Origin of the sequence: Aeromonas bivalvium (assembly GCF_046078285.1) — a bacterium.
Classification (GTDB): Bacteria; Pseudomonadota; Gammaproteobacteria; order Enterobacterales; family Aeromonadaceae; genus Aeromonas; species Aeromonas bivalvium.
This window is the reverse complement of the sequence record NZ_JBGXBV010000006.1, coordinates 105,769-130,608: the sequence shown is the minus strand read 5'-3', so window position 1 is coordinate 130,608 and position 24,840 is coordinate 105,769. Positions and strand designations below refer to the sequence as shown.

Genomic DNA, 24,840 nt, shown 5'->3' with positions numbered 1-24,840 from the left:
CACACAAGTGTCCGCATCCCTTCATTTTTCTGTCATTAAATTGACAAGCAAGGGCAAGGCCAGCACCATCGGTCAACATCAATGCAAGCAAGATGATGCTCAAAGGACGAGCCCTTATGCCCCTCTCACGCCCAGGCCAACGGCCACGGGTTCCCCCGCTGCCAGCTCTGATGCTGGCGCTGCTGTCTGCCCTGCTGCTGTTCACCCTGCTGCTGCCGATCTTAAGCCCGGCCAACCTGCTGAGTCCGGCCAGGCCCATGGTGCTGGGGCCGGCCGACAACCCGGTCGCCACCCTGGTCCGTCACTCCCTGCTCTACAAGAGTGACAACCGCGGCCTCTATCTGGTGGTGCACAGCCAGTGGCAGCTCAGACAACCGCTGCAACCGGCGGACAGGGTGCTGGTGGAGCTGCTGGGGGAGCAGGGCGCGGCCATCGCCACCCAGAGCCAGCGGGCCGACAAGCGCCAGCGCTGCGATCCCAAGGGGTGCAGCCTCGATCTCAACAGCACCATTAGGGCACCGGACGACGCCCTCTCCAACCACTATCAGCTGCGCATCGGCCTGCAGCTGGCGGGCCGGGAGGACAGCGGCGGGCTGCGCCGCATACTGCAACCCCTGCCGGAGCAGGGGTTCAACCTCAGCTATCTGCTGGCAAGCCTGGGGCTGGTGCTGCTGATCTGCGCCGCCGCCCTGCGCATCTGCCTGCCGCTCTTGCGCCGGGGGCTCGCCTGGCGACTGATGGGCTGCCTGCTGCTCGGCAACCTCACCTTCGTGCTGCTCCACGGCTTCGTGGTGTTTCGGGTCGGCGAGTTCCTGCTCTGGACCGGCTTTCGCCCCGAGCACTACTACCTGGCCTGGGGCAGCATGGTGCTTGGCTGGGGACTGTGCGCCCTGGCCGGTTTCAACCTCTACATGGGGCTGGTGTTCGCCCTGCTCTGCGCCGTGGGGCTGCTCGCCAACTTCGTGAAGATCGCCATCTACGGGGTGCCGCTCGGGGGGGACGATCTGGGCAACCTGCTGGCCCTGGCCCGCATCCTGACCGAGCAGCATCCGCTGCTGCCCTGGGTATTCGGCCTCGCCCTCCTCTTCCTGTGCTGGTACTTCGCCCTGTCGCGCTGGGTGCTGCGCACCCTGGCCGCGACCGTCGCCTTCTTCGCCCTGTGCGTGTTCGCCACCCAGGCCGGCAACCTGCTGCTGGGGGTCAACATCCGCTACATGGACAGGGCGGTCAACTACCACAGGGACATCATCCGCGCCGGCCCCGGTCTCTACCTGTTCAACCTGGTGGACGACATGCTGCAAAGCGGCAACATCTTTCGCTACCCCTTGCAGAGCCAGGCCCCCAGCCTGAGCCAGACCCGGCCGCAGCCCCCGTCCCCGGCCCAGCCTCGCTGGGACAGGGTGATAGTGCTGCAATACGAGTCCCTCTGGCTCGACTGGCAAGCCAGGATCTGCGCCCCCGCCCCCACCCTGAAGCTGCCCGCCACCGTGTCCCAGTGGCACAAGACCATCCACTCCCCCACCACGGGGGGCATGACGGTGCTGCCGGAGTTCGAGATGAACACAGGGCTGCCGGTGGGGCTGCTCAAGCAGGGCATAGTGCCCTACTACTATCTGCGCGATCGGGTGCCCGGGCTGGCTCAGACCGCCAGGGCGAGCGGCTATCGCACCCTGTTCGCCCACCCCTATACCGAGAAGTTCTGGGGGCGGGAGAAGGCCATTGCGGCATTGGGGTATGAGGAGCGCTGGTTCAGCGACCATTTCACCAGCCTGGAGTACAAGGGACTCTATGTGTCGGACCATGCCCTGATCGATCACCTGCTCAGGCGCAGCAACCAGGATGACCAGCCGCTGTTCGCCTACGGGGTCACCATGCAGGGTCATGGCCCCTACGACGGCGTGCGTTATCAGGCCCAGCAGCTCGACAAGGCCTGCCCGGATCTCGCGCCGGCCGAGCGCCAGCTGCTCAACACCTACTACACGGGGGTGGTGGATGCCATGGCCTCCCTGGAGCGGCTGCTCAAGGCCCTGGATGCCAGCGGCAAACGCTACCTGGTGGTGGCCTTTGGCGATCATCAGCCCTACCTGATGCCGGCGGGCAAGGGGATCCATGGGGACAAGCCGCCCCGGGATGCCAGCTATCAGATCCCCATGATGGCCTTTACCCGCAATGACGGCAGCCTGGATCTCGCGCGCCAGTTTGGTGCCGTGCGCCAGCTCTACCAGATGGGTCAGGCGACCCGCGCCCTGCTGGCCGGGGATCTCACCCCCCTTAGCGATGGCCCCCTGCTCCACCCCGTACTCGGGCAGGAGAAGGGATTCGACGTCTCGCCCCTGGTGCCGCAGATCCGCGAAAGCTTTCGCCCCGAGACCCTGCCCTGAGCCGGCGCGACCTGATGACAAAGAGGCCGCAGTTGCGGCCTCTTTGTCTGTGGCAAGGCCCCCCTAGCGCCACCAGGGCTCGCACAGGCTCAGGCGCTGGGCATCCAGATCCAGCTCGGCCTCGATGCCGAGTGGCACCGTCAACATGGGGTGGGTATGAGCGCAGTCGAACTCTGCCAGGATAGGGAAATCGGGCTCCCCCACCACCTCCAGCAGGATGTCGAGGGGCGCCTTGCCACTGCCCTGGCTGTCAAACCCCTCGTGCTTGCCAAGGATGAGGGCACCGATGCGCTCGAACACCCCGCACAGCTTGAGGTGGGCAAACCCCCGCTCCACCGTCTCTGCCTGCTTGAGGCTGTCTTCCAGCAGCAGGATGTCCCCCCGCCCGATGGCCGGCATATAGGGAGAGCCCCAGATCCCTGACAGGGTATTGAGATTGCCCCCCATGAGCCGCCCCCGCCCCCGGCCCGTCCCCACCGAGACGAGCCGGTTGGGCTGGCACAACTTGGCCCGGGTCTGGCTCTCCCATGCCAGCCGCTCCTCGGTCCAGTGCGTCGGGGTCGGCAAGCCAAGGGGCAAGGGGGAGCCGCCGTCAGCGCAGATCGCCAGAAACGCCGCCAGGGTCTCATCCACCAGGGGGGAGAACTCGCCAAAGGAGGCCACCAGGGCGGGCCCGTAGAAGGTCACCAGGCCGGTTCTGGCATGGATGCCGAGCAGCAGGGCCGTCATGTCCGAGTAGCCGACGACTATCTTGGGATCCCGCTGCAATGCCTCGTAATCGACATAAGGCAGCAGGGAGTTGGCGTTGCTGCCACCGATCACCGACATGATGCAACGGACTTGCGGATCCCGGATGAGGGCATTGAGCTCGGCGGCCCGCGCCGCTATGGTGCCGGAGCGCCAGTGATCCTGCGCCCCGGTCAGGTTGCCCGCCTTGAGCCGAAAGCCCTCTCCCTCGAGGTACGCCCTGGCCCGGGCAAACCGGGTCGGTGCCCAGGCGGTGGCCGCACTGGCGGGGGAGAAAAAGCCGATGGTGTCCCCGGGCCTGAGCCGCGGGGGGCGAAGTCGTGTCATCAAGGTGCACTCCCTGTTTCACCGCCCTCCTCACGACGAGGCCCTGGCCCCGGGGGAAGGGGGCATCCAGCAGTAAACTCGTGCTTCGGACTCTTGCGCCAATGCCCTGTCGGCGCCCTGCACGGCTGATCGCCGATGGGCCATCGGCGCCTCATCGGAGTCACACCACCACGGCGGTACCGCTGATGCTCACCATCAGCATGCTGCCGTTCTGGCCGACCACCTCGTAATCGAGGTCGATGCCGACCACGGCGTTGGCACCGAGGGCCTGGGCCCGCTCCTTGAGTTCATCGAAGGCGATCTCCCGGGCCCGGGCCAGCTCCTTTTCATAGGCGCCGGAGCGCCCGCCTATGATGTCGCGGATGCCGGCGAACAGATCCTTGAACACGTTGGCGCCGAGAATGGCCTCGCCGACCACGATGCCGCGATATTCGCGAATGGCCTTGCCTTCCAGGGTGGGGGTGGTTGAGAGGATCATGGGATCTCCTTGTAAGGGGGGGCGCGCCGCGCCCGGGCCTGTCAGGGTAACAGGCAAGAGGCGGCGCGATAACCCCATGCCCCCCGAATGAGCAGGGAGAGTGCAACCGGGGGCGAAAAAAGCAACCGTTTGATTACACAGTCAAATGCCCATCTATACTGGTGCGGTGCCAGTGACTGGCCTTAACGTCGGCGCCAAAGCGCGACTGCCGTGGCTGACCGAATGTCAGAAGGGAGAAACATGAGACAACATCGATTGCTGCTACCCCTGTGCCTGCTGGTGAGCGTCCACAGCCAGGCCGGTGGCCTCTACCTGTACGAGACGGGCACGGATGACCTCGGCCTGGCCTCGGCCGGCATGGCGGCGAGAGCCCAGGATGCCACTGTGCAGTTCATGAACCCGGCGGGATTGAGCCATCTCAAGGGGCGCCACCTGACGGTCGCTGGTCAGGCCCTCTATGGGGACGTCCCCTACGATCTCGATGATCCGGCCCAGGCGGATGTGGATACCGTGATCGGCTGGTTCCCCGCCGCCTCTTTTTATTACAGCCAGCAGATAGATGATCGCTGGACCCTCGGCGTGGCGACCTACGGCAACTTTGGCCTGGGGCTGGACTTCGGTGACTGGGCGGGCGAGCAGCTCATCCAGGAGGCCACCCTGGTCGCCCTCACCCTGCAACCCTCCCTCGCCTATCGCCTCGACGAGCACTGGTCCCTGGGCGCCGCCCTTGGCATCAACTACGGTCTCTTCTCCCTCAAGCGCGACACGCCCCAGGGAGGGCGCAAGCTCGATGACAGCGATTGGGCCCTCAACGCCAAGCTGGGGATCCTGTATGAAGTCGATCAGGGAACCCGCTTTGGCCTGGGCTATAGCAGCGCGGTCGAGTATCACTTCGACATTCAGACCCAGGCGACCATCGATCGACCCAACCTGCCCGGGATCACGGTCGACTTGCCCCTCTCCGGCATGGTCAACAGCCCGCAGCAACTGATGATCAGCGCCTACCACAGCCTCAGCCGCGATTGGGCCATCATGGGCAATCTCGGCTGGCAGGACTGGAGCGACTACAACAACAACGAGGTGGCCGTGTTCGACCAGAGCAGCGCGGCGAAAAACCGCTATCAGGACACCTATCACCTGGCCGTCGGACTGCAGCACAACCTGACCCCCCAATGGACCCTGAACGGGGGGCTGGCGTACGACTCCAGCGCCTACAAGGATCAGGACAAGACCTCCCTCACAGTGCCAAGCGGCCAGACCCTCAGGGTGGGGGCCGGCTTGCGCTACGGGATCAACGAGCAGGATGCCATCGGGGCGGGTGTTGAATATGCCCGCATTGACAGCGCCAGGGTGCAGGAGGGGCACCTGTCCGGTCGCTACGACTCTCCCGCCCTCTACTTCTTCGCGGTCAACTACAGCAAGCAGTTCTGAGCCGGGCAGGGATGCCGGGCACACCATGAAAAAGGGAGAGGCCTCGGCCTCTCCCTTTCGTCATAACGTCACGATGGCACTCAGTGCAGCTTCAGGGTCGGTCTCAGCACCCGGTTGATGCGGCCCACCAGCATGATGAGGCCGGTCTTCACATAGCCGTGCAGGGCCACCTGGTGCATCCGGTACAGGGAGATGTAGACCAGACGGGCGATGTAGCCCTCCACCATCATGGAGCCGCGCATCAGGTTGCCCATCAGGCTGCCCACGGTGGAGAAGCGACTCAAGGAGACCAGGGAGCCGTGGTCGTGGTAGAGGTAGGGCTTCATCTCGCCACCCGCCAGCTTGGCCAGTATGTTCTTGTAGGCCTGGGTCGCCATCTGGTGGGCGGACTGGGCCCGCGGCGGCACGAACTTGCCATCGGGCTGCGGGCAGGCCGCGCAGTCGCCGATGACGAAGATATTCTCGTCACGGGTGGTCTGCAGGGTCTGGTGCACCACCAGCTGGTTGATGCGGTTGGTTTCCAGACCCGCGATCTCCTTCATGAAGTCCGGCGCCTTGATGCCGGCAGCCCACACCATGAGGTCTGCCTCAATCAGCTCGCCATCCTTGGTGTGCAGCCCCTCGCTGGTCGCTTCGGTGATCATGGTGCCGGTACGCACGTCCACCCCCAGCTTGACCAGCTCCTGATGGGCGGCGCCGCTGATGCGCTCTGGCAGGGCCGGCAGGATGCGGGGGCCCGCTTCCACCAGGGTCACCTTGAGGCTGTCTGTGGTGAGGTTCTTGAAGCCGTAGGCGTAGAGCTGCTCCACCGCGTTGTAGAGCTCGGCGGAGAGCTCCACCCCGGTGGCGCCGCCACCGACGATGGCGATCTTGACCTTGTCACCGGGCTGGTATTCGGTGGCGAACTGCAAGAAGCGGTTCATCATGTGGTCGTGGAAACGGTGCGCCTGGGAGGGGCTGTCCAGGAAGATGCAGTGATCCTTGATGCCCGGGGTGTTGAAATCGTTGGAGACGGAGCCGATGGCCATCACCAGGATGTCATAGGGCAGCTCGCGCTCATGGACCACCAGCTCCCCATCCTCGTCGTGGATCGGGGCCAGCACGATGCGCTTCTCGTCACGCTTGATGGCGGTCAGGCTGCCGAGCTGGAAGTCAAACCCGTGGTTCTTGGCATGGGACTGGTAGCTCAGGGCATCGATGCCCGCGTCCATGGAGCCGGTGGCCACTTCGTGCAGCAGGGGTTTCCACAGGTGGGTGCGATTGCGGTCCACCAGGGTGATCTGTGCCTTGTTCTTCTTGCCCAGCTTGCGGCCCAGGCTGGTGGCCAGCTCCAGCCCGCCAGCCCCGCCGCCGACGACAACGATATTGGTCATGGTGAATTACCTCAGGTTCCATTTAAAGCTAAGGGAGCCGGAGGCTCCCTTGATAGTTGAATCCATGACGTGACTGCATCAGGCCTCCTTGAAGGCCTTCATCCGCTGCAGGTGATGGGAGATGTTCTTGAATTTGTGACTCTCCCGCTCATCCCACACGATGTCGTAATAATTCTTCAATTCACGCTCAGTGTCCGCATTATTACCCACTTCATCCCGCACGGAAAGGATACACAGGCAATTTCCCGAGTTTTTATTACGAAATTCTGACACGCATTTAGTGCCAATGTCCTGGTACTCCTCGGGGCGGTCGATGCGCCCTTCCATGTTGATCTCGGGGTGCAGGTTAGGGTTGAAGATCACCTGCTTGATGCCACACAGAAAACCGATCCGCTCGCTCCAGTAGCCGCCGAGCCCCACGCCGCAGATGAGGGGCTTGGGGTCCGTGCTCATGTCGAGCTGCTTCTTCACCTCCTTGAGCAGGTGACTCATGTCGTGGCGGGGATGTATGGTGCTGTAGTGTACGAAGCGCACATCATCATCGATATACTGCAACTGCAGCACCTTCTCATGATTGCCAGGGCTAGTGGCATCGAAGCCATGCAGATAGATGATCATGGTAAGACCTCAGACTCTGTGTCGGTTCTTTCGAAACTACCGCAGCAGACGGGCCCGGCGCCACCAAAACATGCGGCTTTCTTGCTTTGGATCACGACTGTGGTCGTCGGTTGCGTCCGCTGCCGGCCCCGATAAGTTGCTACGCTTCAAACACAAAAAACAACGGATGAGGATGGCGTGAACGGAATCGCCCTGAGTTATCTGTTACTGGCCGCCCAGATGGGTCTGTATGCTGTGCTCTGGACCCTGACCGCCTGGCTGGTGCGCAGCGAGCGTCTCACCTGCCTGCTCGGCGCCGCCTACTCCCTGTGCTGGGCCGCGGCCCTCGTCCTGTTTGCCCGGCGCGGCGTCCTGGATCCCTGGCTCTGCTACACGGGGGCGGATATCCTGGTGCTCTGCGGCTTCACCCTCTTGTGGGGGCGCGCCTACCGCTTCGATCGGGGCAGATTCCCCCTGCTCCGCTGGCTGACCATCACCCTGCTCGCTGCCCTGCTGCTGGCCTGGGTGGGGCCCAGTCTGACCCAGAGCCACCTGCGTCTGTTGCTGCTGGCTCTCTTCTCCGGCATCAGCGGCTTTCTGATGATCTGCTACTCGGCCCGTCCCCTCAGCCAGCAGGTGGGCGCCCCCCTCAGCGGCCTGCTCAGCCTGCTGGGGCTGCTGGCCATCCTGGTCTGGGGGCAGCGGATCCTCATGGCCCAGAGCCTGCCGCTGCCAAGCCAGGACATCCCCTCCCAGTCCCATCCCAACCTGGTGGCGTTGCTGGTGGTCTGGCTGCTCACCACAGGTCTGCAACTGGGCCAGTTCTTCATGGTGGTGCTGCGCAATACCCGCAAGCTCAACGAACTCTCCTTGCGAGACAGCCTGACCCAGCTGCTCAATCGCCGCGGCTTCGAGACCCATTGGCAGGCGCAGACCGATCCCCAGCGCGCCCTGCTGCTCATCGACGTGGATCACTTCAAGCAGGTCAACGACCATCATGGCCACGACACGGGCGATCGGCTGCTCTGCCACCTCGCCCACCTGCTGCAACACCATATGGGCACCCCGGCCATCCTGGCCCGGGTCGGCGGCGAGGAGTTTGCCATCCTGCTGCCCGGGGAGGATCTGGCCAATGCCCACGCCCGCGCCGAGTACCTGCGCAGCCAGATAGCCGCCTCCCCCCTCGTCTGCGAACTGGGGATCCTGCGCATCACGGTGAGCATAGGGGTGGCCAGCGGCCGGGGATCCTCCCTGGCCGAGCTGCTCAAGCAGGCCGATCTCGCCCTCTACCTCGCCAAACGGCGCGGACGCAACTGCGTGGCCTGCCAGCAGGAGCTGGCTGCCCAGCTCAATTGACCCCAGACTCAGGCTCCCCGACCAGCTCGGCCAGGCGCGTCACCGCCCCTTCTACCACCTCCAGGCTCTGGCGCCAGAAGGCCGCTTCGCGGATATCCTGCCCCAGGTGTCTTGCCACCAGATCTTCGGCGCTCATGCGCCCTGTGTCCCGCAGCAAGGCGCGATAGGCCTGGGCCACGTTCGCCTCCCCTGCCCCCTTGCGGCTCATCAGCTGCCGATAGACCCCCAGGCTGAACAGATAGCCAAACAGGTAGGGGTAGTTGTAAAAGCCGAAGCCCGCGATGGAAAAATGCCCCTTGGCAGCCCAGAACATAGGGTGATAACGGTCAAGGCTCTGCTCATACCAACGGCCCCAGGCCTCATCCGTCAGCGCCTTGAGCCGCGCCGGGGAGACATATCCCGACGCCCGCTCGGCCACCAGGGCCCGTTCGAAATCGAAACGGGCCGGGATGTTGACCAGGAAGGTGGCGGCGCCGTCGGCTTCCGCCCAGGCCATGGCCAGGCGCTCCTCGGGACTCTGCGCCTGCTCGAACAGGGCGCTGCGCACCAGGGTCTCGGCGAAGATGGAGGCGGTCTCCGCCAGGGTCATGGGATAGCTGCGCTGACTCATGGGCAAGTCCCGGATGAGCCAGTTGTGCCAGGCGTGCCCCAACTCGTGGGCGAGGGTGATGACGTTGTCCTGGGTGCCCCCATAGGTGATGAAGACGCGCGGCTCCACCGGGGAGGCAAACTTGGTGCAGTAGGCTCCGGTGCGCCGGTTGGGGGTCGGCGCCGCGTCAATCCAGCCGCGCTCGGCCATCATGCGGGCAAAGTCCCCCATCTCGGGGTCGAAGCGCGCGAAGGCCTCTGCGATGAGGTCGACCGCCTCCTCGAACGGGATGGCCCGGCTGCTGGCGGCCGGGGGCGGCGCAAACAAATCCTCCGGCCCCATGGCTTCTATGCCAAGCCGCCCGGCCATCAGCCCCAGGGCCCGCTGCCCCAGCCCCCGGGCCCGATACGTCTCGGCCATGAGGGCTTCCAGGGTCGCCCGCTCGATATGGCTCTGGTGGCAGGAGAGATCCAGGGCATCCAGGGTCCGCACCCTGCCGCGCTGGCGCGAGAGCTCCAGGCGCCAGCCGTTGAGGGCATTGAGGATGGCGGCCACCGTCTCCTGCTCCCCTTCCCAGCCGGCGCTGATGGCATCGAACGCCGCCCGGCGCAGGGCACGATCCGGGCTGGAGAGCAGGTTGCTCGCCTCGGCCAGCCCCATGTCGCGCCCCTCGATAGTCAGCCGGATCTTGCCTGCCAGATCGTTGTAGAGGTTGCCCCAGGCGTGCAGGCCGTCGGTGCCAAGGCCGATGACCAGCTGCTCCGCCGCCACCGGCAGGCGTTGATCCTGCAGGCGACGCTCGTGGCGCAACCGGTACGCCTCTTCTCCGAGCAGGGGATCGGCCATCAGGCGTTCAAACTCGGGCGCCGGCAGTCCCAGCATCAGATCTTCGATGGGGGCAAGCGTCTTGAACAAGTCCGCATTGAGGGCCCGGGCCCGGGAGGCCCACTGCCTGGCCAGGGGATCCCGGGCGTCCTGACTGCCACGGCAAGCCGCCAGCACGGCGACGTTCCAGCCTATTTCGCGAATGCGCCTGGCCCGCAGCCGCACCTCTCGCAAGCCGTCCGTCAGGGCATCGGGGTTGCCCGGCGCCAGGGCCAGGCCCGTGATAAAGACCGCCAGCCCGGCCAGGCTGGCCCGGGCCTGGCTCATGTCCGCCGCCAGCTCGGGGCAGTCGAGGGCACGATAGATGTGCTGGTTGTGCCAGGTTTGTGGATAGGCGCTTTGTTGCATCGGATCCTCATGGTCAGAGACGGACTGGGTCCGTCGTGAAACAGGTGTCATGTCCAGAAAAAGGGGCGAGACTATACCAGCCGCTCCAGGCGCACCACCGCCTCCTCTACATAGCGCAGGCTCTCCTGCCAGAAGCCAGGTTCGCGAATATCCACCCCCAGGTGCTTCTCCACCAGGGCCTCGGCGCTCATGCGGCCGGTGTCGCGAAGCAGCTCGCGATAGGCGAAGACAAACTCGCCCCCGCTGCGCTCATGCTGGGCATGGAGCCCCAGGCTGAACAGGTAGCCAAACAGATAGGGGTAGTTGTAAAAGCCGAACGCGGCGATGGAGAAGTGGCTCTTGCTGGCCCAGAGCAGCTCGTCATATCGACTGAGGCTGTCACCATACCACTGCTGCTGCGCCGATTTCATCATGGCCCGCAACTGGCTCGCCCCCACATAGCCCTGCTCCCGCGCCGCCACCAGGGCCCGCTCGAAATCGAAGCGGGCGGGCACATCGAGCAGCAGGCTCGCGGCCCGCTCCCCGTCCAGCCAGGCGATGACCCGGCGCTGCTCCACCCTGTCGGTGGCGGCCAGCAGGGCGTCGCGCACCAGGGTCTCGGCAAAGAGGGAGGCGGTCTCCGCCAGCGTCTTAGGATACTCCCGCTGCTCCAGGGGGAGGTCTCTTAGCAGCCAGCTGTGCCAGGCGTGACCCAGCTCGTGAGCCAGGGTAATGACGTTGTCCAGGGTCCCCTCGAAGGTGAGGAAGACGCGAGGCTCGGGCGGGTCGGCATACTCTGTGCTGTAGGCGCCGCTGCGCCTGTGTTCGCTCGGGGCCGCATCTATCCACCCCTGGTCGGCCATCATGCGGGCGAAGGCCCCCATCTCGGGATCGAAGGCGGCAAAGGCCTGGGCCACCAGATCCAGCGCCTGCTCGAAGCCGAATCTGCCGCACGCGATCTGGGGGGCCGGAGCATGGCGATCCCAGGGGGCAAAGTCCGCTATCTGCTGGGCGCAGGCCATGGCCCGCAGGGCGCGGCGCCCCAGCTCCCTGTGCTCCTTCGCCGCTGCCATCAGGGTCTCCAGGGTGGCGCGGGCGATGCGCTCCTGATGGCAGCTGACGTCGAGGGCGTCCAGCCTGCGTCCCCTGCCGCGCTGGCTGGCCAGCTCGTTGCGCCAGCCGTTGATGGCGTTGAGGATGGCGGCCACCGTCTCCTGCTCCGCCCCCCAGGCGGCCTGGATGGCGTGCCAGGCCCCGGCCCGGCGCGCCCGATCCGGGTGGGCCAGCAGGTTGTCCGCCTGGGCCAGCCCCATGACCACCCCCTCCACCACTGGGGTCAGCCGCCCCACCAGGTTGTCGTAGAGATCCCCCCAGCCCTGCAGGCCATCCACCGCCAGCCCCTCGATCAGCTGCTCGCTCTCGAGGGAGAGCCACTGATCCTGCTGCCCCCTGTCGTGGTGGATGAGGTAGGCAAGCTCAAACAGCTCGGGATCCTGCAGCAGGGCCCGCACCCTCACCTCGGGGGCGTTCAGCCAGAACAAGGACACCGGCTTGCCAAGCTGGGCCAGGCTCGCCTGCAACTGCTGGCTGCGGCCATAGAGCGCCCTGGCCTTCTCGTCGCGGCCATCGCGACTGAGCCGGTTGTAGCCATAGGTCTGGCCGTTCCAGGCCAGGCGATGCACCTGCGTGGTCAGGCGCCGGATGGCCCGAAGCAGATGACGCAAGGCATTGATCTCTGTGGTATGGGGGATCTGCTCAACCAGCTGGCCCAGGGTGGCCAGGGCCTGGTTGGCCTGATGGAAATCGGCGGCGAGCGCCGGGCAGTCGGGGGCGGCATAGATGTGATCATCCTGCCAGACGGGTGGGTTCATAACTGTCCTTGTTTGTTTGCATCCATGTCATCTGGCCCCGCCTCTGTGGGCGAGTGCCAGTTCGGATACTACGAAGGGGGCGGGCCCTTGCCCAGCCCCCATCCGAGTCAACGCCCTGGACAATCCTGGTCGGGTGCGACGGCCCCTGTCGACCGAGGGCCGATCCGACGCCCGCCCGTTACTTGGCGGGCTTGAGCCGGCTCACTAGCGTCATGGCCAGCACCAGCACCATGCCCGCCGCCACCCCGACCAGGGCGCTTAGCAGGGTCGGCGTCACGGCGGCCAGCAGGCCTCCCACGGTCGGCAGGCTGGCGCTCGCGCCGGCGATCCCCTCGATCAGGTGGTGGGCGAAGGGCCAGCCATGGACCAGGATGCCCCCCCCCACCATGAACATGGCGATGGTGCCGACCAGGGCCAGCAGGTGCATCAGGCGGGGCGCCGTCGCCAGCAGCCCCTGCCCCAGGGCCCGGCGCACCGCGCCGCCATCGGGCTTTTGAAGCAGGTGCAGGCCGATGTCGTCGAGCTTGACGATAAGGCCCACCAGGCCGTAGACCCCCACCGTCATCAGGACGGCGATCCCCGCCACCACCGACAGTTGCAGCATCAGGCTGGCCCCCTGCACTGTGCCGAGGGCGATGACGATGATCTCCGCCGACAGGATGAAGTCGGTGCGAATGGCCCCCTTCACCTTCTGCCGCTCGAAGGCCATCAGATCATCCGGGATGGCATCAACCTGCCCCTGTTCCTCTTCTGCCCCGTGGGGCAGGAACTTGTGGACCAGCTTCTCGGCGCCTTCGAAACAGAGGTAGGCGCCCCCCAGCATCAGCAGCGGGGTGATGAGCCAGGGGATGAGGGCGCTGATGGCGATGGCGGCGGGCACCAGGATCAGCTTGTTGCGAAACGACCCCTTGGCCACCGCCCACACCACGGGCAGCTCCCGCTCGGCCCGCACCCCGGAGACCTGCTCGGCGTTGAGGGCGAGATCGTCCCCCAGTACCCCGGCGGTCTTCTTGGCCGCCATCTTGGTCATCAGGGCGACATCGTCGAGCACGCTGGCAATATCATCGAGCAGGGTTAACAAACTGGATCCGGCCATTATCAAACCTTCCTTATATCAGTGGGAAACAGCGCGGCGATCTTCTTGGTCACCGCCCCGGTCATCAGGGCGACATCACCCGGCACGCTGGCAATATCACCCGGCAGGGTTAACAGACTGGCTCCGGCCATTATCAAACCTTCCTTGTATCAGTGGGGAAACAGCGCGTCGATCTTCTTGGTCACCGCCCCGGTCATCAGGGCGACATCACCCGGCACGCTGGCAATATCACCCGGCAGGGTTAACAAACTGGCTCCGGCCATCATCAAACCTTCCTTGTATCAGTGGGAAAACGCCCTCAGGTACCCAAGCCAGCTCGCCGGGCTGACGCCACACGCGAGTGCCCACCAGAGGGGGTTTCTTGTTGCAGGCAAAAGATGGCACAGTGTAACCAGAAGCCGCCGTTTCGGCAGCCCCTGAGTCGGATGACACCGACTCGGATCACCCCAGCCCAAGGAGTTCCCATGCAAGCCTGGCAGCCTCTGCTCGATTTCTGGTTTGGCGATGACGCCGACGACGCCCCCCGCGCCCAGCGGCAAGCCCCCCTCTGGTGGGGCAAGAACAGCGAGACCGATGCCCTGCTGGCCCGCCGCTTCGGCGAACTGGCCGCGGGGGCGGCCAGGGGCGAGCTGGCTCACTGGGCCGAAGTGCCCGCCGGCCGGCTGGCGCTGATCCTGCTGCTGGATCAGTTGCCGCGCAACATCCACCGGGACACCCCGGGCGCCTTTGCCCAGGATGGCAAGGCCCGTGACCTCTGCCTGGCGGGCCTCGCCCTCGGGGCGGACAGATCCCTCTCCCCCCTGGCGCGGGTCTTCTTCTACCTGCCCCTGGAACACGCGGAGTGCCGCGAGCAACAGGCCAGGAGCGTCGCCCTGTTCGAGGCCCTGGCGGCCGAGCAGGCCACGGGGCCTGCCCGGACCACCTTCGAGGGCTTCGCCGACTTTGCCCGCCGCCATCAGGTGATCGTCGAGCGCTTCGGGCGCTTCCCCCACCGCAATGCCATCCTGGGCCGCCCCAGCACCCAGGAGGAGACGGCATTCCTGCAGCAGCCCGGCTCCGGCTTTTAAGCCGCCCCGGCGCGGCCATCAGCAGAAACGGGCCCGACGGGCCCGTTTTTCATCAAGCGGCGCAGCGACTCAGGCCGCCTGCGCCAGGTCTTCCTCCTTCTTCTGGTAAGCCTGGGGGGAGAGCCCCAGCAGCTCCTGCACCGTGGAGGCCACAGTGATGGAGGAGAGGGTCCCGGTCAGGATGCCGGCAAACAGGGTGAAGGCGAAACCATGGAGGGCGTCACCGCCAAACAGCAGCAGTGCCCCCACGGTAAACAGGGTGGTGCCCGAGGTTATCATGGTGCGGCTGAAGGTCGCCTTGATGGCGAGATCGCTGCAGCCGTGCATGTCGAGTCGGGTACGGGAGCTCAGTATGTCCCTGAGCCGATCCGAGATGACGATGCTGTCGTTGAGGGAGTAGCCGATCACCGCCATCAGCCCCGCGATCACGTTGAGATCAAACTCGATGTGAAACAGGGCCAGCAGCCCCAGGGCCACCACGCCGTCATGGAGCACGGAGAGCAGTATGCCCACAGCCTGGCGCCATTCGAAGCGAAAGGCCAGGTAGACAGAGATGGCCAGGGAGGCCACCAGCACCGCCATCATCCCCTGCTGGAACAGCTCGGCGCCCACCTGGGGGCCGACTATGGTGGTGCGCAGCAGCTCCACCGGCAGGCCGAGCTGGCCGGCCAGCTGCTCCGCCAGGGCCTGGGCTGGCATGGGCAGGCCATGGGGCGGCAGCTTGATCAGCCACTCCCCGGGCACCCCGGCCGGTTGCAGGCTGACCAGGGCTTGCAGGGAGCCATCGAGCAGGGCGTTGAGTTCGTGGGCCTCCTTGAGGGTCTGGATCTTGAATTCCAGCAAGATGCCGCCGGTAAAATCGAGGCCCAGTTGCAGGCCGTTGCCCAGCAGCAGCGCCACGCTGGCCAGGGTGACGAGTACGGAGAAGCCCAGGCCAAGATAGCGCCAGCGGGTCAGGTTCATGGCAAACAGACGATGGAACATGATTAAACCCTCTGCAGCCGCTGGCTGCTCTTGCCCCAGATGGGATTGATGATGGCACGGGTGCCCCAGATACCTGTGATCATGCTGGAAACCAGCCCCAGGATCAGGGTGATGGAGAAGCCTTGCAACGGCCCTGAGCCGATGGAGTAGAGCACCACGGCGCTGATCAGGGTGGTGAGGTTGGCATCGAAGATGGTGCTAAACGCCGAGCGGTAACCGAAGTCGATGGCCCCGGCCAGGCTGCCCCCCTCCCGCAACCTGTCTTTCACCCGCTCGAAGATGAGCACATGGGTATCCACCGCCATGCCGACGGTGAGCACCAGACCGGCGATGCCGGGCAGGGTCAGCACGGCGCCCGGCAGCACCGCCAGCATGCCCACCTGCATCAGCAGGTTGGCGAGCAGGGCCGAGATGGCCACCCAGCCAAACTTGCGATACCAGGCCATCATGAACAGCATCATGCCCGCCATGCCAAACGCCAGGGCGGTGAAGCCCGCCTCTATGTTCTGCATCCCCAGGGTGGGGCCTATGCTGCGCTCCTCCAGGATCTTGAGCGGCGCGGTCAGCGCGCCGGCCCGCAGCAACATGGCGAGCTCCTGGGCCTCTGGCATGCTGCCAATCCCGGTGATGCGAAACTGGTTGCCAAGGGCGGTCTGTATGGTGGCGACGTTGATCACCTCGCTATGGGCCCTAAGCTTGCCCTTGCCGTCTGTCTTGTATTCGGTGAACAGGGTCGCCATGGCGCTGCCCACGTGCTGGCGGCTGAACTGGCTCATCTTGCTCCCCCCCAGGGCATCGAGCACGATGGCGACCTGGGGTTGACCCATCTCCCCCATGCTGGCCCTGGCATCGACGATGTGCTCGCCGGTCAGCACGGGTTTGCGATCCAGCCCCACGCTGCGCCCCTCTCTGTCGGTCATGACGAAGTGGCTCTCGGGTCTGGCCTGATAGAAGGCCAGGGACGCCGTGGCCCCGATCACCTCCTTGGCCTGCCTGGGGTTGTGTACCCCGGGCAGCTCGATGCGAATGCCGTCCTGGCCCTGGCGCTGGACCGAGGCCTCGACGATGCCAAGCTCGTTGATCCGTTTTTTCAGGATTGACAGGTTCTGGGTCACGGCGTTGTTGATGAGCAGGCTGCGCTCGGCCTCGCTCAGGGTCAGGGTCACCTCATTGCCGCTGCGAGACAGCAACCACTGCCCCTGACGCACGCCGCCGCTCTCCTTGATGAGGGTGAGCCAGGGGGTCTGCTGTGCGTCCTGGGGCAGCAGGATGCGCACCTCCCCCGTCGCGACCCGGCTCACGGTGCCGCCCCGCAGGTGGGCCTCACGCAGGCCGCTGCGCAGGTTGTCCACCAGGTTGCGGGTCTGGCTCTCCAGCACGAAGTCCAGATCCACGCCGATCAGCAGCTGGGAGCCACCCCGCAAATCCAGCCCCAGCTTGATGGGGCTGGCCCCAAGCCGGCTTATCCAGCCAGGGGCATTGGCATGAAACTCCAGGGTCAGGGCGGCGCTGTCATGGCCCTGCCCTTCCAGCAGCTGCTTGGCTCGCTGTTGATCCGCCTGATTGGCAAACACCAGCTCCAGCTTGTCCGCCGAGGCGATGGTCTGCTGCACCGCGATGCCCTGCCGGGCCAGCAGCTCGGCATCGCCGGCGCTCAGACTGGTCTGGCCGTGCAGGCCGAGGGAGGGCTGCTCACCGAAGAAGGTGGGCAGGGAGTAGAAGCCGAAGGTCAATAACATCAGCAGCAACAGGGCGTACTGCCAGGCGCTCGTGCGATTGTGCACGAGGCGCGATCTCTTTCTCACGCTGTTCATAGGGAAGATCCGGTTCGAAGGATACGGGGCGAGCACCCGCACGGCGGGCGTCATCGCGAACAATCAGTCGATATCGGGCAGGGATTGCCCGGGGAGCGGCCAGCAGGGATTGACCCGGCGGCGGCTCGGGATCAGCGCGAAACGGCGCTCTGGGAGAAGCGGTATTGCAGGTGGCGGCGGCAGAGCCAGTGGCGATGAATGGCCCTGAACTGGTCCCGAAAACTGTGTCTCTGGTAGAGCAGGGCGCGGCAGAGCAGCAGACCGCCGAGCAGCAGCTGGCAGAAGGCGGCGGACCAGTCGGCGATCAGCTGGTAATCGAGCGGCGGACGTTCGTCTTCCCTCAGCTGGCCATGTTCCAGGCGCAGCAGATGGCTCTGATGGGTGCCGATGAACTTGACCGCCCCCCCTTCGGGGACGCTGGCGCCATGGAAGACGCTCTCCTGACTGTGCTGATGCTGGGGAACGACCACCGCAGATCGCGCCACGCCAAGAGTGGCGAACAGCAGCATGAAGGCCATGAGCACGCTCATCAGCATCCATTTCACTGTATCTGGACGATTGGTCGACATATTACCCCGATAAAAGCCGTGGGCGGGCGCCCACAGCTGGCAAGCTATCACAGCCAAGGTGACGGGGGCAAGACCGCGCCTGCCCCGAACACACTCATCGGCTGCGGGTCATGGTCTCGAAATCCTCGGCATACTCCTTGAGCAGGGTATAGAGGTGGGCGCGCTGGGAGAGATCCATCGACTGGCTCAAGGCGCTGAGCCACTGGATGGTGCGCTGGCGGGACTGGTCGGTATAGCCGGTGAAGCGGCCATCCATCAGGCCGTCCCCCTGCTGCAGCAGGCGGGTCAGCTCCTTGCCAAAGTCAGGGCTCTGGCGCTGCTTCATCAACCTGTCCAGCTCCCGGGTCCAGGCCCCCTGAAACTCGAGCCAGGGGGGCATCATCTCGTATTGCCACTCGGCCCACTGGGCGATGAGCGGCTCCTGGGCCGGCTTCACCTTGCCTATCCAGAACACCAGCCGCTCCCTCAACTTGTCCTGAAACTCCTGCTGCATCCCAATCTTCGACTCCGTGAGGAAGTCATGCTGGCGCTCCTGCTGACGCTTTACCCTGTCGGCCATGAAGCGCGCCACCTGGGCATCGGTCAGGGTACGGGCCAGGCGTACCGTGCGGGGGATGGCGTTCTCCAGGGTGCGGGCCAGGCTCGCCTGTGTCCTGTCCAGATGGAGAGTGACCTGGGCCGGGGTCATGGGGCTGGCCACCGCCTTGGCCAGGGCATCGAGATCCCGGGCGTAGATGGGCAGCTCGTGCTGGCGATGCCAGGCCATCAGCCCCTTCACCTCGGTATCCAGCAGGGTCTTCTGGTCGCGGTCCAGGGAGAAGTAGTCGTCCAGCTGCCAGACGATGGCCGAATCGAGCCAGTAGTAGATCACCCGGGTCGCACAGCCGACCAGCAGCAGGCAGGCCAGACCCGCCAGCCAGACTCGTGTTTTCTTGCGCCAAAGGTGTGTCATCAAGATGGTTACTCCAGTCGTTGGCGATGATGGGCTATCAGGGTGCCATAGGCCGGATCCGGCGCCTGTTCGGCCATGAGCAGGGCCCACAGCAGGGCGATGTAGTCGACCCAGGGCAGAAAGGCCGCCCCCTGAAACACGGGGATCGGGGTGGCACAGGCGAGCCGTGCATGTTCTTCAAGATAGCAGGCTTCAAGCGCCGCCATCTCATCCAGGTCCCAGCCATGGGTTCGCACGATACTGGCCAGTTCGAATCCCGGGTGACCGGCGGCACCATACTCCCAATCGATGACCCAGGGCCGCTCCCCCAACAAGTTAGCCGGATTGAGATCGTGATGGCAAGGGAGCCAGCAGCCGTCCGGCTCCCGGCTGGCGAGCAGGGGCGCCTCCAGGGCGGCCAGCCAGGGCGGGGGCGCCCGCAGCCGGCTGCGATAGCCTTCGGCATGGGCCCGCACCGCCATCCTGACGGTCGGCACCGGCAGGCGATGCAGCCGCACCAGCAGCCGCGCCAGGGCGGGCAGCGCCAGATGGCGGGGAGGAGGCGATTGTGCCCAGCTCGGCGCCTCGCACCAGTCCAGCAGCAAGATGCCGCGCTCGGGATCCCCGTAGTGGCAAGGCAGCGCCAGCCCGGCCGCCATGGCCCCGCGATAGAGCTGCCACTCGGTGGCCCGATCGATGCCAAGGCGCACCGGATCCGGATGACCCAGCCGCAGAAAGTAACTGCGCCCCGAAGGGAGGCGCAGTCGATAGTTGCGGTTGGTCAGGCCGAGCCCCAGGGGGGCGAGCCGTCCCGTCCGCCAGGGGGCAGGCAGGCTCGCCAGCAGGGCCTGGTTACCAGCCAAAGGTCGAGGTCTTGGCCTGCTTGCGGATCTCCTTCTGATCCGCCCACTCCAGCTCGCCGCTCTGCAAGTCCATCAGGTTCATGGTCATCTGGTAGTAGACGTCCTTCACCTTGCCGTTGTCCTTGACGATGCTGCTGAGGTTGCCATAGACCATGTAGCGGGCGCCGGTCTGCTTGCCCAGACGCACCATGGCTGCAGGGTCCACCATGCCGCTGCCCTGCTGGTATTCGAGCTGCTGCCTGACCGCCGCCACCTTGCTCATGTCGACGAAGCGGAACTTGCCCGAGCGCAGCAGCCTGGTGCGCAGGGTGTCTGTGATGGCCTCGGTGTCGATGTGCTCCGAGGTCTTGTTGCGGATGCTGTCCATGAACATCACGGGACGCCCCCCCGCGGTGATCTCGGAGGCCGCCGGCGAGGCGAGCAGGGAGTCGGCCATCTTGTCGGCGATGGCCTGCAGATCGCTCGAGCCATAATCCACGGTGACCGTCTCGGTGGCGGTGGCATCGCCATAGCTCACCGTGGTGCTGGAGCAGCCCCCCAGCAGCAGGGCACCGGCCAGGATGAGCAGGGCATGATTCATCTTCATCGGTTCTTTCCTCAATCGTTCAATACGCAGGGACAAAAGCCCCCTTGCCGCCGCGCCGGGCGGCGCTCCCATCATGGGATCAATTGGATTCGGCTATCACTTCGCGCACCACCAGGCGATACCCCAGCACCTCTCGGGTCGGCGCCAGGGCCGACAGGGTGCGGCGCTGCTGGCCGTGCATCACCAGCGGGGTCCAGCCGCGGCCATCGGGGGCCACCTCCTGGCCGCTGGCATCATACCAGTAGAAGAGGTATTGCAGATGACTGTCGCTGCGCCGCTGGTTGGTCAGCGCCACATTGACTTGCAACAGGCCATTTTGCTGGCGCCGACCCAGCTCTGCCAGCTGCAGATCCAGGCTGCCGTTGTCGACCCGAAACTCGGCCGGGCCGCCGCCTGGGGCCGACAGGGCGACCCCGCTGGTGTTGCTGGCACAGGCCGACAGCAACAGGGCGAGGCCGCAGGCCAGGGCTAATCGTTTCATGTGTGCTCCTCGAATGAATGGCGTGTCTCGCCCCTGGGCTAGAGGGTCAGCACCCGGGTGGTCAGGGCGGCGCCCAGGCGGTTGGCCCAGATCAGGGTCGTGCGCCCGGCCCGCACCTCGATGGGCAGGGTCTGGCTCGCGCTCCCTGCCCCCAGGATCAGGCTCTGGCGACCCGCCGGCAAGCTGGCCTCCCAGCTCGATGCCTGGGCCGGCAGGGTCAGCCAGCTGCGGGTATCGGCCCGCTCGGAGAAGGTATTGAACAGGCCGACCACCAGGTTGCCCACATCTCCCCCCTCCTTGGCGGCGGTGCGCCTCAGCTGCTCCTTGGCCAGCAGCCGCAGGGCCTGACGGCTCAACATGGCGGGCAGGCGCTCTTGCAGATCCCTGGCGGCCAGGGCCTCGAGCCGCACCAGGGGCGCCGTGGTGCCGGCCTGGCCGGCCACCTCGACCCTGAGGGGGCCCACGTCCGCGCCGCGATTATCGTAGTAGGGGATGGCGACGGTAAAGGTACGAAAATCCCCGGCCGAGGTGAACAGGGGCAGCGGCAGGAAGAGTTCGCGCCGGGCCGGGATCAGGCCGTCTTCGAACAGGATCACCACCCTGCCCTCCCCCCGCGCCAGGGGCGGCGCCTTGCGACCGAGGCGCCGCTCTGTCTGCTCCAGCTCCTCGGGGGAGCCCCGCAGGCGCGCCAGCCGCAGCAGGGCCCCTTGCAAAGCCGGGTTGTCCGGCGCTATCTCCAGGGCGCGGCCATAGTCGACCCAGGCATCGTTGAGATCCCCGCTCGCCTCATAGAGCACCCCGGACAGATAGAAGGTGTAGGCATTCTGGAAGCCATTTTTGACCTGACCGACCAGGCGATCGAGATCCGGCGCCCGCGACAGGGCCTGGCGCACCCCGGCCTGCGCCTTGGCCTTGGCGAGCTCGCCATCCCGTTCCCGCAGGGCCCGCTCCTGCACCTGGTTGGCGCGGCGCACCTCCACCAGGGCCCCCTCCCGATCCCCTCGCGCCAGGTAATCGAGGGCCAGGTAGTGGTGCAGCATGGTGCGCTCATAGTCCGGGGTCTGATAGCCCAGGGTCTGATCGTTGGTCAGCAGGCTGCCCGCCTGGGCCAGCCCCTGACTCACCCGAAAGCGTGCCTGCTCATCCTGTGCCGTCAGGGCCCGATCCGCCGCCACCCAGGCCTGGCGGCTCGCAGGATCCTGCCGGGCCAGCTGGGCGATGCGGCCCAATTCCAGGCGGCTGAGCACATAGCCGTCATCGCCGGGGGCCAGCTCGCGCACCTCGGCCATGGCGTCCAGGGCCCTGCCCTGGAGCAGGGCGCTGCGCACCGGGGCCATCTGCACCGAATAGGAAACGAACAAATCCTGCCAGCTGGCACAGCCCCCCAGCAGCAGACCGGCCAACAGCAGGCCGGTCGATGCAAGGAGACGCATCACAGGCTGAGCAAGGGGCCCAGGGGTTGACCGCCGACCAGGTGCAGGTGGATGTGATACACCTCCTGCCCGCCGTGGCGGTTGCAGTTCATGATGAGGCGATAGCCATCCTCGGCGATGCCCGCCTCGGCCGCCAGCTTGCGGGCCACGGTAAACATGCGGCCCAGGGCCAGCTCATGTTCGGCTTCGACGTCGTTGACCGTGGGGATCAGCACATTGGGGATGATGAGAATATGGGTTGGCGCCTTGGGGAAGATGTCGCGAAAGGCGGTGACCAGATCATCTTGATAGAGGATCTCGGCCGGGATTTCCTTGCGGATGATTTTGCTGAAAATGGTTTCATCGGCCATGGGTAACTCCTTGCGTTAAAAAGAAAAATCAAAATAAAGCCTCTAACGAGGCTATTCCATCGCCGCCGGGGCCGCCAAGTGTGACACAGGCCGGTTTTTGCGACAGCCGTTGTCACAATGTCTTCAGTTATTGTTAAAAATACCGATAGCCAGAACGAGGGATCTCCGGTGCCGGGCGCGACGTCCGTAGGGTAGCAAAGGGACGGGGGATTCAGGCAAGGGACTTTTGCATTCAAAGCGGGACAATAATGAAACTAAGTATGTCGGACCTCTCCATCTTGCAGCGGGTCTATCTCGGGTTTGCCATCCTGGTGGCCGTGATGATAGCGAGTTCTGCCTTCACCTTTCACAGCCAGCGCGCCCTCGGTCAGGCCCTGCATCAGGTCACCCAGCAGTCCATGCCGCTGGTCCAGGCCAGCAGCCAGACCCAGATAAGCTTGCTCAGCGCCAACAAGCGGCTCAACGACGTGCTGACCGAGCAGGATGCCAGGATGCTGCCCGAAGAGATAGCCGCCCTGGAGGAGGCCGAGGGCGAGGTCGAGCGCCGGCTGCAGGCCCTGACGGCCCAGGCCGGCGATCAACCCCAGCTGCAGACGCCGCTCACGGCGCTCAAGGAGCAGGTCGCCAGCTATCAGGCCCTGACCCAGACCCTGCCCGCCGAACACCAGGCCCTGCTCAGCCAGTTGCACAAGGTAAACCAGGCCAAGGGCCAGTTTCAGGTCACCCTGCCCCAGTTCAAGAAGAACCTGGTCGACATGATGGCCGGCCAGGAGGACAGCTTCATCAAGATGCTCTCCGAGAAGCTCACCACCCAGCTCTCCACCATAGAGCTCTCCACCATGGATGCCCTGAACCAGTCCGTCACCGGCCCCATCGAGTCAGCCCTCAAGCGCAACAAGATGCAGATCGGCGGCTTCAACGGCACCATCGCGGATCTGGAGCGGGAGCTGCCGGACTTTGACAACGACGTCGGCCACAACGTGCGCGCCTTCGTGCGCGACACCACGGCCGCCGACGGCCTGCTCGGCCAGTATCTGGCCCTGATGAAACAGCAGGCCACCCTGCACGAGAAGAGCAAGCAGGCGAGCCAGCTCATCATCGCCATCCAGGGCCAGCTCGAGGCCATCACGGACCAGAGCCAGCAGCTGATGAACGCCAGCATTCAGGTCTCCGAGCAGGTACAGCAGCGCAGCAGCCTCTCCCAGGGCATCAGCATAGTGCTGGCCATCCTGGTCGCCATCCTGGTGGCCATCACCCTGGGCCGCGCCATCCGTCGCCCCCTCAAGGAGCTGCTGCGGGTGCTGACCCAGGTGACCCAGGGGGACATGACCCTGCGCATCGGCTTCAAGAGCCGCAACGAATTCGGCCAGCTCGGCAGCCAGGTCAACCTGCTGATCGCCCAGATGAGCGAGGTGCTCTCCCAGCTCTCCCAGGCTTCGACCCAGCTCAATGACGCCGCTCACGACAACCGCCACACCACGGAATCGGTGCGGGCGGATCTGGAGAAGCAGCGCCAGGAGACCGCCTCGGTCGCCGCCGCCATGACCCAGATGGAAGCCTCGGTGCGGGAGGTGGCCCAGGCCGCCAACCAGACCCTGGAGCGGGTGATGGACGTGGAGAAGGCCTCCGAGACCGGACGCCAGGTGATGGCGGGCAACATCAGCACCACCCACCAGCTGGCGGGCAAGTTGCAACAGACCGGCAAGGTGATTGGCGATGTGAGCGCCATGAGCGATCAGATTGGCAATATCCTCGACGTCATTCGCGCCATCGCCGAGCAGACCAACCTGCTGGCGCTCAACGCCGCCATCGAGGCGGCCCGGGCAGGCGAGCAGGGCCGCGGCTTCGCCGTGGTGGCCGACGAGGTGCGCAACCTGGCCGGTCGCACCGCCCACTCCACCAACGAGATCCAGACCATGATAGAGAACCTGCAGCAGGGGGTCGCCCGGGCGGTCAGCGTCATGCAGGAGTGCTCCCGCGAGATGGACAGCTGCATGAGCCAGAGCTCCCACGCCAACAACGCCATGGAGGAGGTGCAGGGCATAGTGGTGCTCATCAGCGACATGTCGAGCCAGATAGCCTCCGCCGCCGAGCAGCAGCAGGCCACCAGCGCCGACATCGCCACCAACCTCAATCGCATCTCGGACATCTCGGACCTCAACTATCAGGGGATAGAGCGGGTCGCCGAGACCAGCCAGCAGCTCGATGCCCTGGCCGAGCAGCAGGAGAGCCTGGTCAGGCGTTTTCGCCTCAGCGCCTGACGGCTGCCCCAAAGAACAAGGCCCCGCATCTGCGGGGCCTTGT

General features: G+C 65.5%; 22 protein-coding genes. 5 read left to right on the top strand and 17 right to left on the bottom strand.

What is annotated here, in order from left to right:
• Positions 1-116 precede the first annotated feature (116 nt).
• Complete coding sequence (locus tag ACEUCR_RS14860) at positions 117-2,381, top strand: LTA synthase family protein (RefSeq protein WP_408791115.1); 2,265 nt, start codon at positions 117-119, stop codon at positions 2,379-2,381.
• Positions 2,382-2,444: 63 nt separating this feature from the next.
• On the opposite strand, the gene ACEUCR_RS14855 is transcribed toward ACEUCR_RS14860, so the two are convergent.
• The gene (locus tag ACEUCR_RS14855; protein WP_408791112.1) at positions 2,445-3,455 is read right to left on the bottom strand and encodes a S66 family peptidase; all 1,011 of its coding nucleotides are present in this window, start codon (positions 3,453-3,455) and stop codon (positions 2,445-2,447) included.
• Between the two features lie 160 nt (positions 3,456-3,615).
• Positions 3,616-3,933, bottom strand: coding sequence for a heavy metal-binding domain-containing protein (locus ACEUCR_RS14850; RefSeq protein WP_041998836.1), 318 nt, complete (start codon positions 3,931-3,933; stop codon positions 3,616-3,618).
• 240 nt (positions 3,934-4,173) lie between these two features.
• On the opposite strand from ACEUCR_RS14850, the gene ACEUCR_RS14845 reads away from it, so the two are divergent.
• Positions 4,174-5,364: an OmpP1/FadL family transporter gene (locus ACEUCR_RS14845; RefSeq protein ID WP_408791109.1), complete on the top strand. Its 1,191-nt coding sequence runs from the start codon at positions 4,174-4,176 to the stop codon at positions 5,362-5,364.
• An 80-nt stretch (positions 5,365-5,444) separates the two neighbouring features.
• Here ACEUCR_RS14845 and ACEUCR_RS14840 read toward each other — a convergent pair whose 3' ends face one another.
• Together ACEUCR_RS14840 and ycfP are read right to left on the bottom strand one after the other, a co-directional pair.
• Positions 5,445-6,737 carry an NAD(P)/FAD-dependent oxidoreductase gene (locus tag ACEUCR_RS14840; protein ID WP_041998842.1) on the bottom strand — a complete coding sequence of 431 codons (1,293 nt, stop codon included), beginning with the start codon at positions 6,735-6,737 and terminating at the stop codon, positions 5,445-5,447.
• 78 nt (positions 6,738-6,815) lie between these two features.
• Positions 6,816-7,355 carry an alpha/beta hydrolase YcfP gene (gene ycfP / locus ACEUCR_RS14835; protein ID WP_041998845.1) on the bottom strand — a complete coding sequence of 180 codons (540 nt, stop codon included), beginning with the start codon at positions 7,353-7,355 and terminating at the stop codon, positions 6,816-6,818.
• A gap of 177 nt (positions 7,356-7,532) precedes the next feature.
• On the opposite strand from ycfP, the gene ACEUCR_RS14830 reads away from it, so the two are divergent.
• Positions 7,533-8,690 carry a GGDEF domain-containing protein gene (locus tag ACEUCR_RS14830; RefSeq protein ID WP_408791106.1) on the top strand — a complete coding sequence of 386 codons (1,158 nt, stop codon included), beginning with the start codon at positions 7,533-7,535 and terminating at the stop codon, positions 8,688-8,690.
• Here ACEUCR_RS14830 and ACEUCR_RS14825 read toward each other — a convergent pair.
• The 4 genes from ACEUCR_RS14825 to ACEUCR_RS14810 all read right to left on the bottom strand — a co-directional run bounded on the left by ACEUCR_RS14825 (position 8,683) and on the right by ACEUCR_RS14810 (position 13,589).
• Complete coding sequence (locus tag ACEUCR_RS14825) at positions 8,683-10,512, bottom strand: M3 family oligoendopeptidase (RefSeq protein ID WP_408791104.1); 1,830 nt, start codon at positions 10,510-10,512, stop codon at positions 8,683-8,685. The two genes, ACEUCR_RS14830 and ACEUCR_RS14825, sit on opposite strands and share 8 nt — an antisense overlap.
• Positions 10,513-10,583: 71 nt before the next feature.
• A complete protein-coding gene (locus tag ACEUCR_RS14820; protein ID WP_408791101.1) occupies positions 10,584-12,362 on the bottom strand; it encodes a M3 family oligoendopeptidase in 1,779 nt (592 codons plus the stop codon).
• Positions 12,363-12,540: 178 nt separating this feature from the next.
• Positions 12,541-13,458 carry a DUF808 domain-containing protein gene (locus tag ACEUCR_RS14815; protein WP_408791099.1) on the bottom strand — a complete coding sequence of 306 codons (918 nt, stop codon included), beginning with the start codon at positions 13,456-13,458 and terminating at the stop codon, positions 12,541-12,543.
• Between the two features lie 2 nt (positions 13,459-13,460).
• The gene (locus ACEUCR_RS14810; RefSeq protein ID WP_408791096.1) at positions 13,461-13,589 is read right to left on the bottom strand and encodes a hypothetical protein; all 129 of its coding nucleotides are present in this window, start codon (positions 13,587-13,589) and stop codon (positions 13,461-13,463) included.
• Between the two features lie 333 nt (positions 13,590-13,922).
• Between ACEUCR_RS14810 and ACEUCR_RS14805 the strand changes: the two genes are divergently transcribed.
• A complete protein-coding gene (locus tag ACEUCR_RS14805; RefSeq protein WP_408791093.1) occupies positions 13,923-14,525 on the top strand; it encodes a DUF924 family protein in 603 nt (200 codons plus the stop codon).
• A 69-nt stretch (positions 14,526-14,594) separates the two neighbouring features.
• Here ACEUCR_RS14805 and secF read toward each other — a convergent pair whose 3' ends face one another.
• The 9 genes from secF to hinT all read right to left on the bottom strand — a co-directional run bounded on the left by secF (position 14,595) and on the right by hinT (position 22,536).
• Positions 14,595-15,509, bottom strand: a complete 915-nt coding sequence (secF, locus tag ACEUCR_RS14800; RefSeq protein WP_111874487.1) for a protein translocase subunit SecF — start codon at positions 15,507-15,509, stop codon at positions 14,595-14,597.
• A 2-nt stretch (positions 15,510-15,511) separates the two neighbouring features.
• A complete protein-coding gene (gene secD / locus ACEUCR_RS14795; RefSeq protein WP_392444931.1) occupies positions 15,512-17,323 on the bottom strand; it encodes a protein translocase subunit SecD in 1,812 nt (603 codons plus the stop codon).
• 131 nt (positions 17,324-17,454) lie between these two features.
• Entirely contained in the window at positions 17,455-17,853 is a 399-nt protein-coding gene (locus ACEUCR_RS14790; protein ID WP_408791090.1) for a hypothetical protein, read from the bottom strand.
• A 133-nt stretch (positions 17,854-17,986) separates the two neighbouring features.
• Positions 17,987-18,844 (bottom strand): DUF6279 family lipoprotein, encoded by an 858-nt coding sequence (locus ACEUCR_RS14785; protein ID WP_408791219.1) that lies wholly within the window; start codon positions 18,842-18,844, stop codon positions 17,987-17,989.
• Between the two features lie 8 nt (positions 18,845-18,852).
• A complete protein-coding gene (locus ACEUCR_RS14780) occupies positions 18,853-19,686 on the bottom strand; it encodes a phosphotransferase (protein WP_392444925.1) in 834 nt (277 codons plus the stop codon).
• Entirely contained in the window at positions 19,676-20,272 is a 597-nt protein-coding gene (gene lpoB / locus ACEUCR_RS14775) for a penicillin-binding protein activator LpoB (RefSeq protein ID WP_408791087.1), read from the bottom strand. Before lpoB ends, ACEUCR_RS14780 begins: the two co-directional genes overlap by 11 nt.
• Positions 20,273-20,351: 79 nt before the next feature.
• The gene (locus ACEUCR_RS14770) at positions 20,352-20,753 is read right to left on the bottom strand and encodes a YcfL family protein (RefSeq protein WP_408791085.1); all 402 of its coding nucleotides are present in this window, start codon (positions 20,751-20,753) and stop codon (positions 20,352-20,354) included.
• A 38-nt stretch (positions 20,754-20,791) separates the two neighbouring features.
• Entirely contained in the window at positions 20,792-22,186 is a 1,395-nt protein-coding gene (locus ACEUCR_RS14765) for a COG3014 family protein (protein ID WP_408791083.1), read from the bottom strand.
• A complete protein-coding gene (gene hinT, locus ACEUCR_RS14760) occupies positions 22,186-22,536 on the bottom strand; it encodes a purine nucleoside phosphoramidase (protein ID WP_111874492.1) in 351 nt (116 codons plus the stop codon). The genes ACEUCR_RS14765 and hinT overlap by 1 nt, the downstream gene beginning before the upstream one ends.
• 248 nt (positions 22,537-22,784) lie before the next feature.
• On the opposite strand from hinT, the gene ACEUCR_RS14755 reads away from it, so the two are divergent.
• The gene (locus ACEUCR_RS14755; protein ID WP_408791080.1) at positions 22,785-24,797 is read left to right on the top strand and encodes a methyl-accepting chemotaxis protein; all 2,013 of its coding nucleotides are present in this window, start codon (positions 22,785-22,787) and stop codon (positions 24,795-24,797) included.
• Positions 24,798-24,840: the final 43 nt, after the last annotated feature.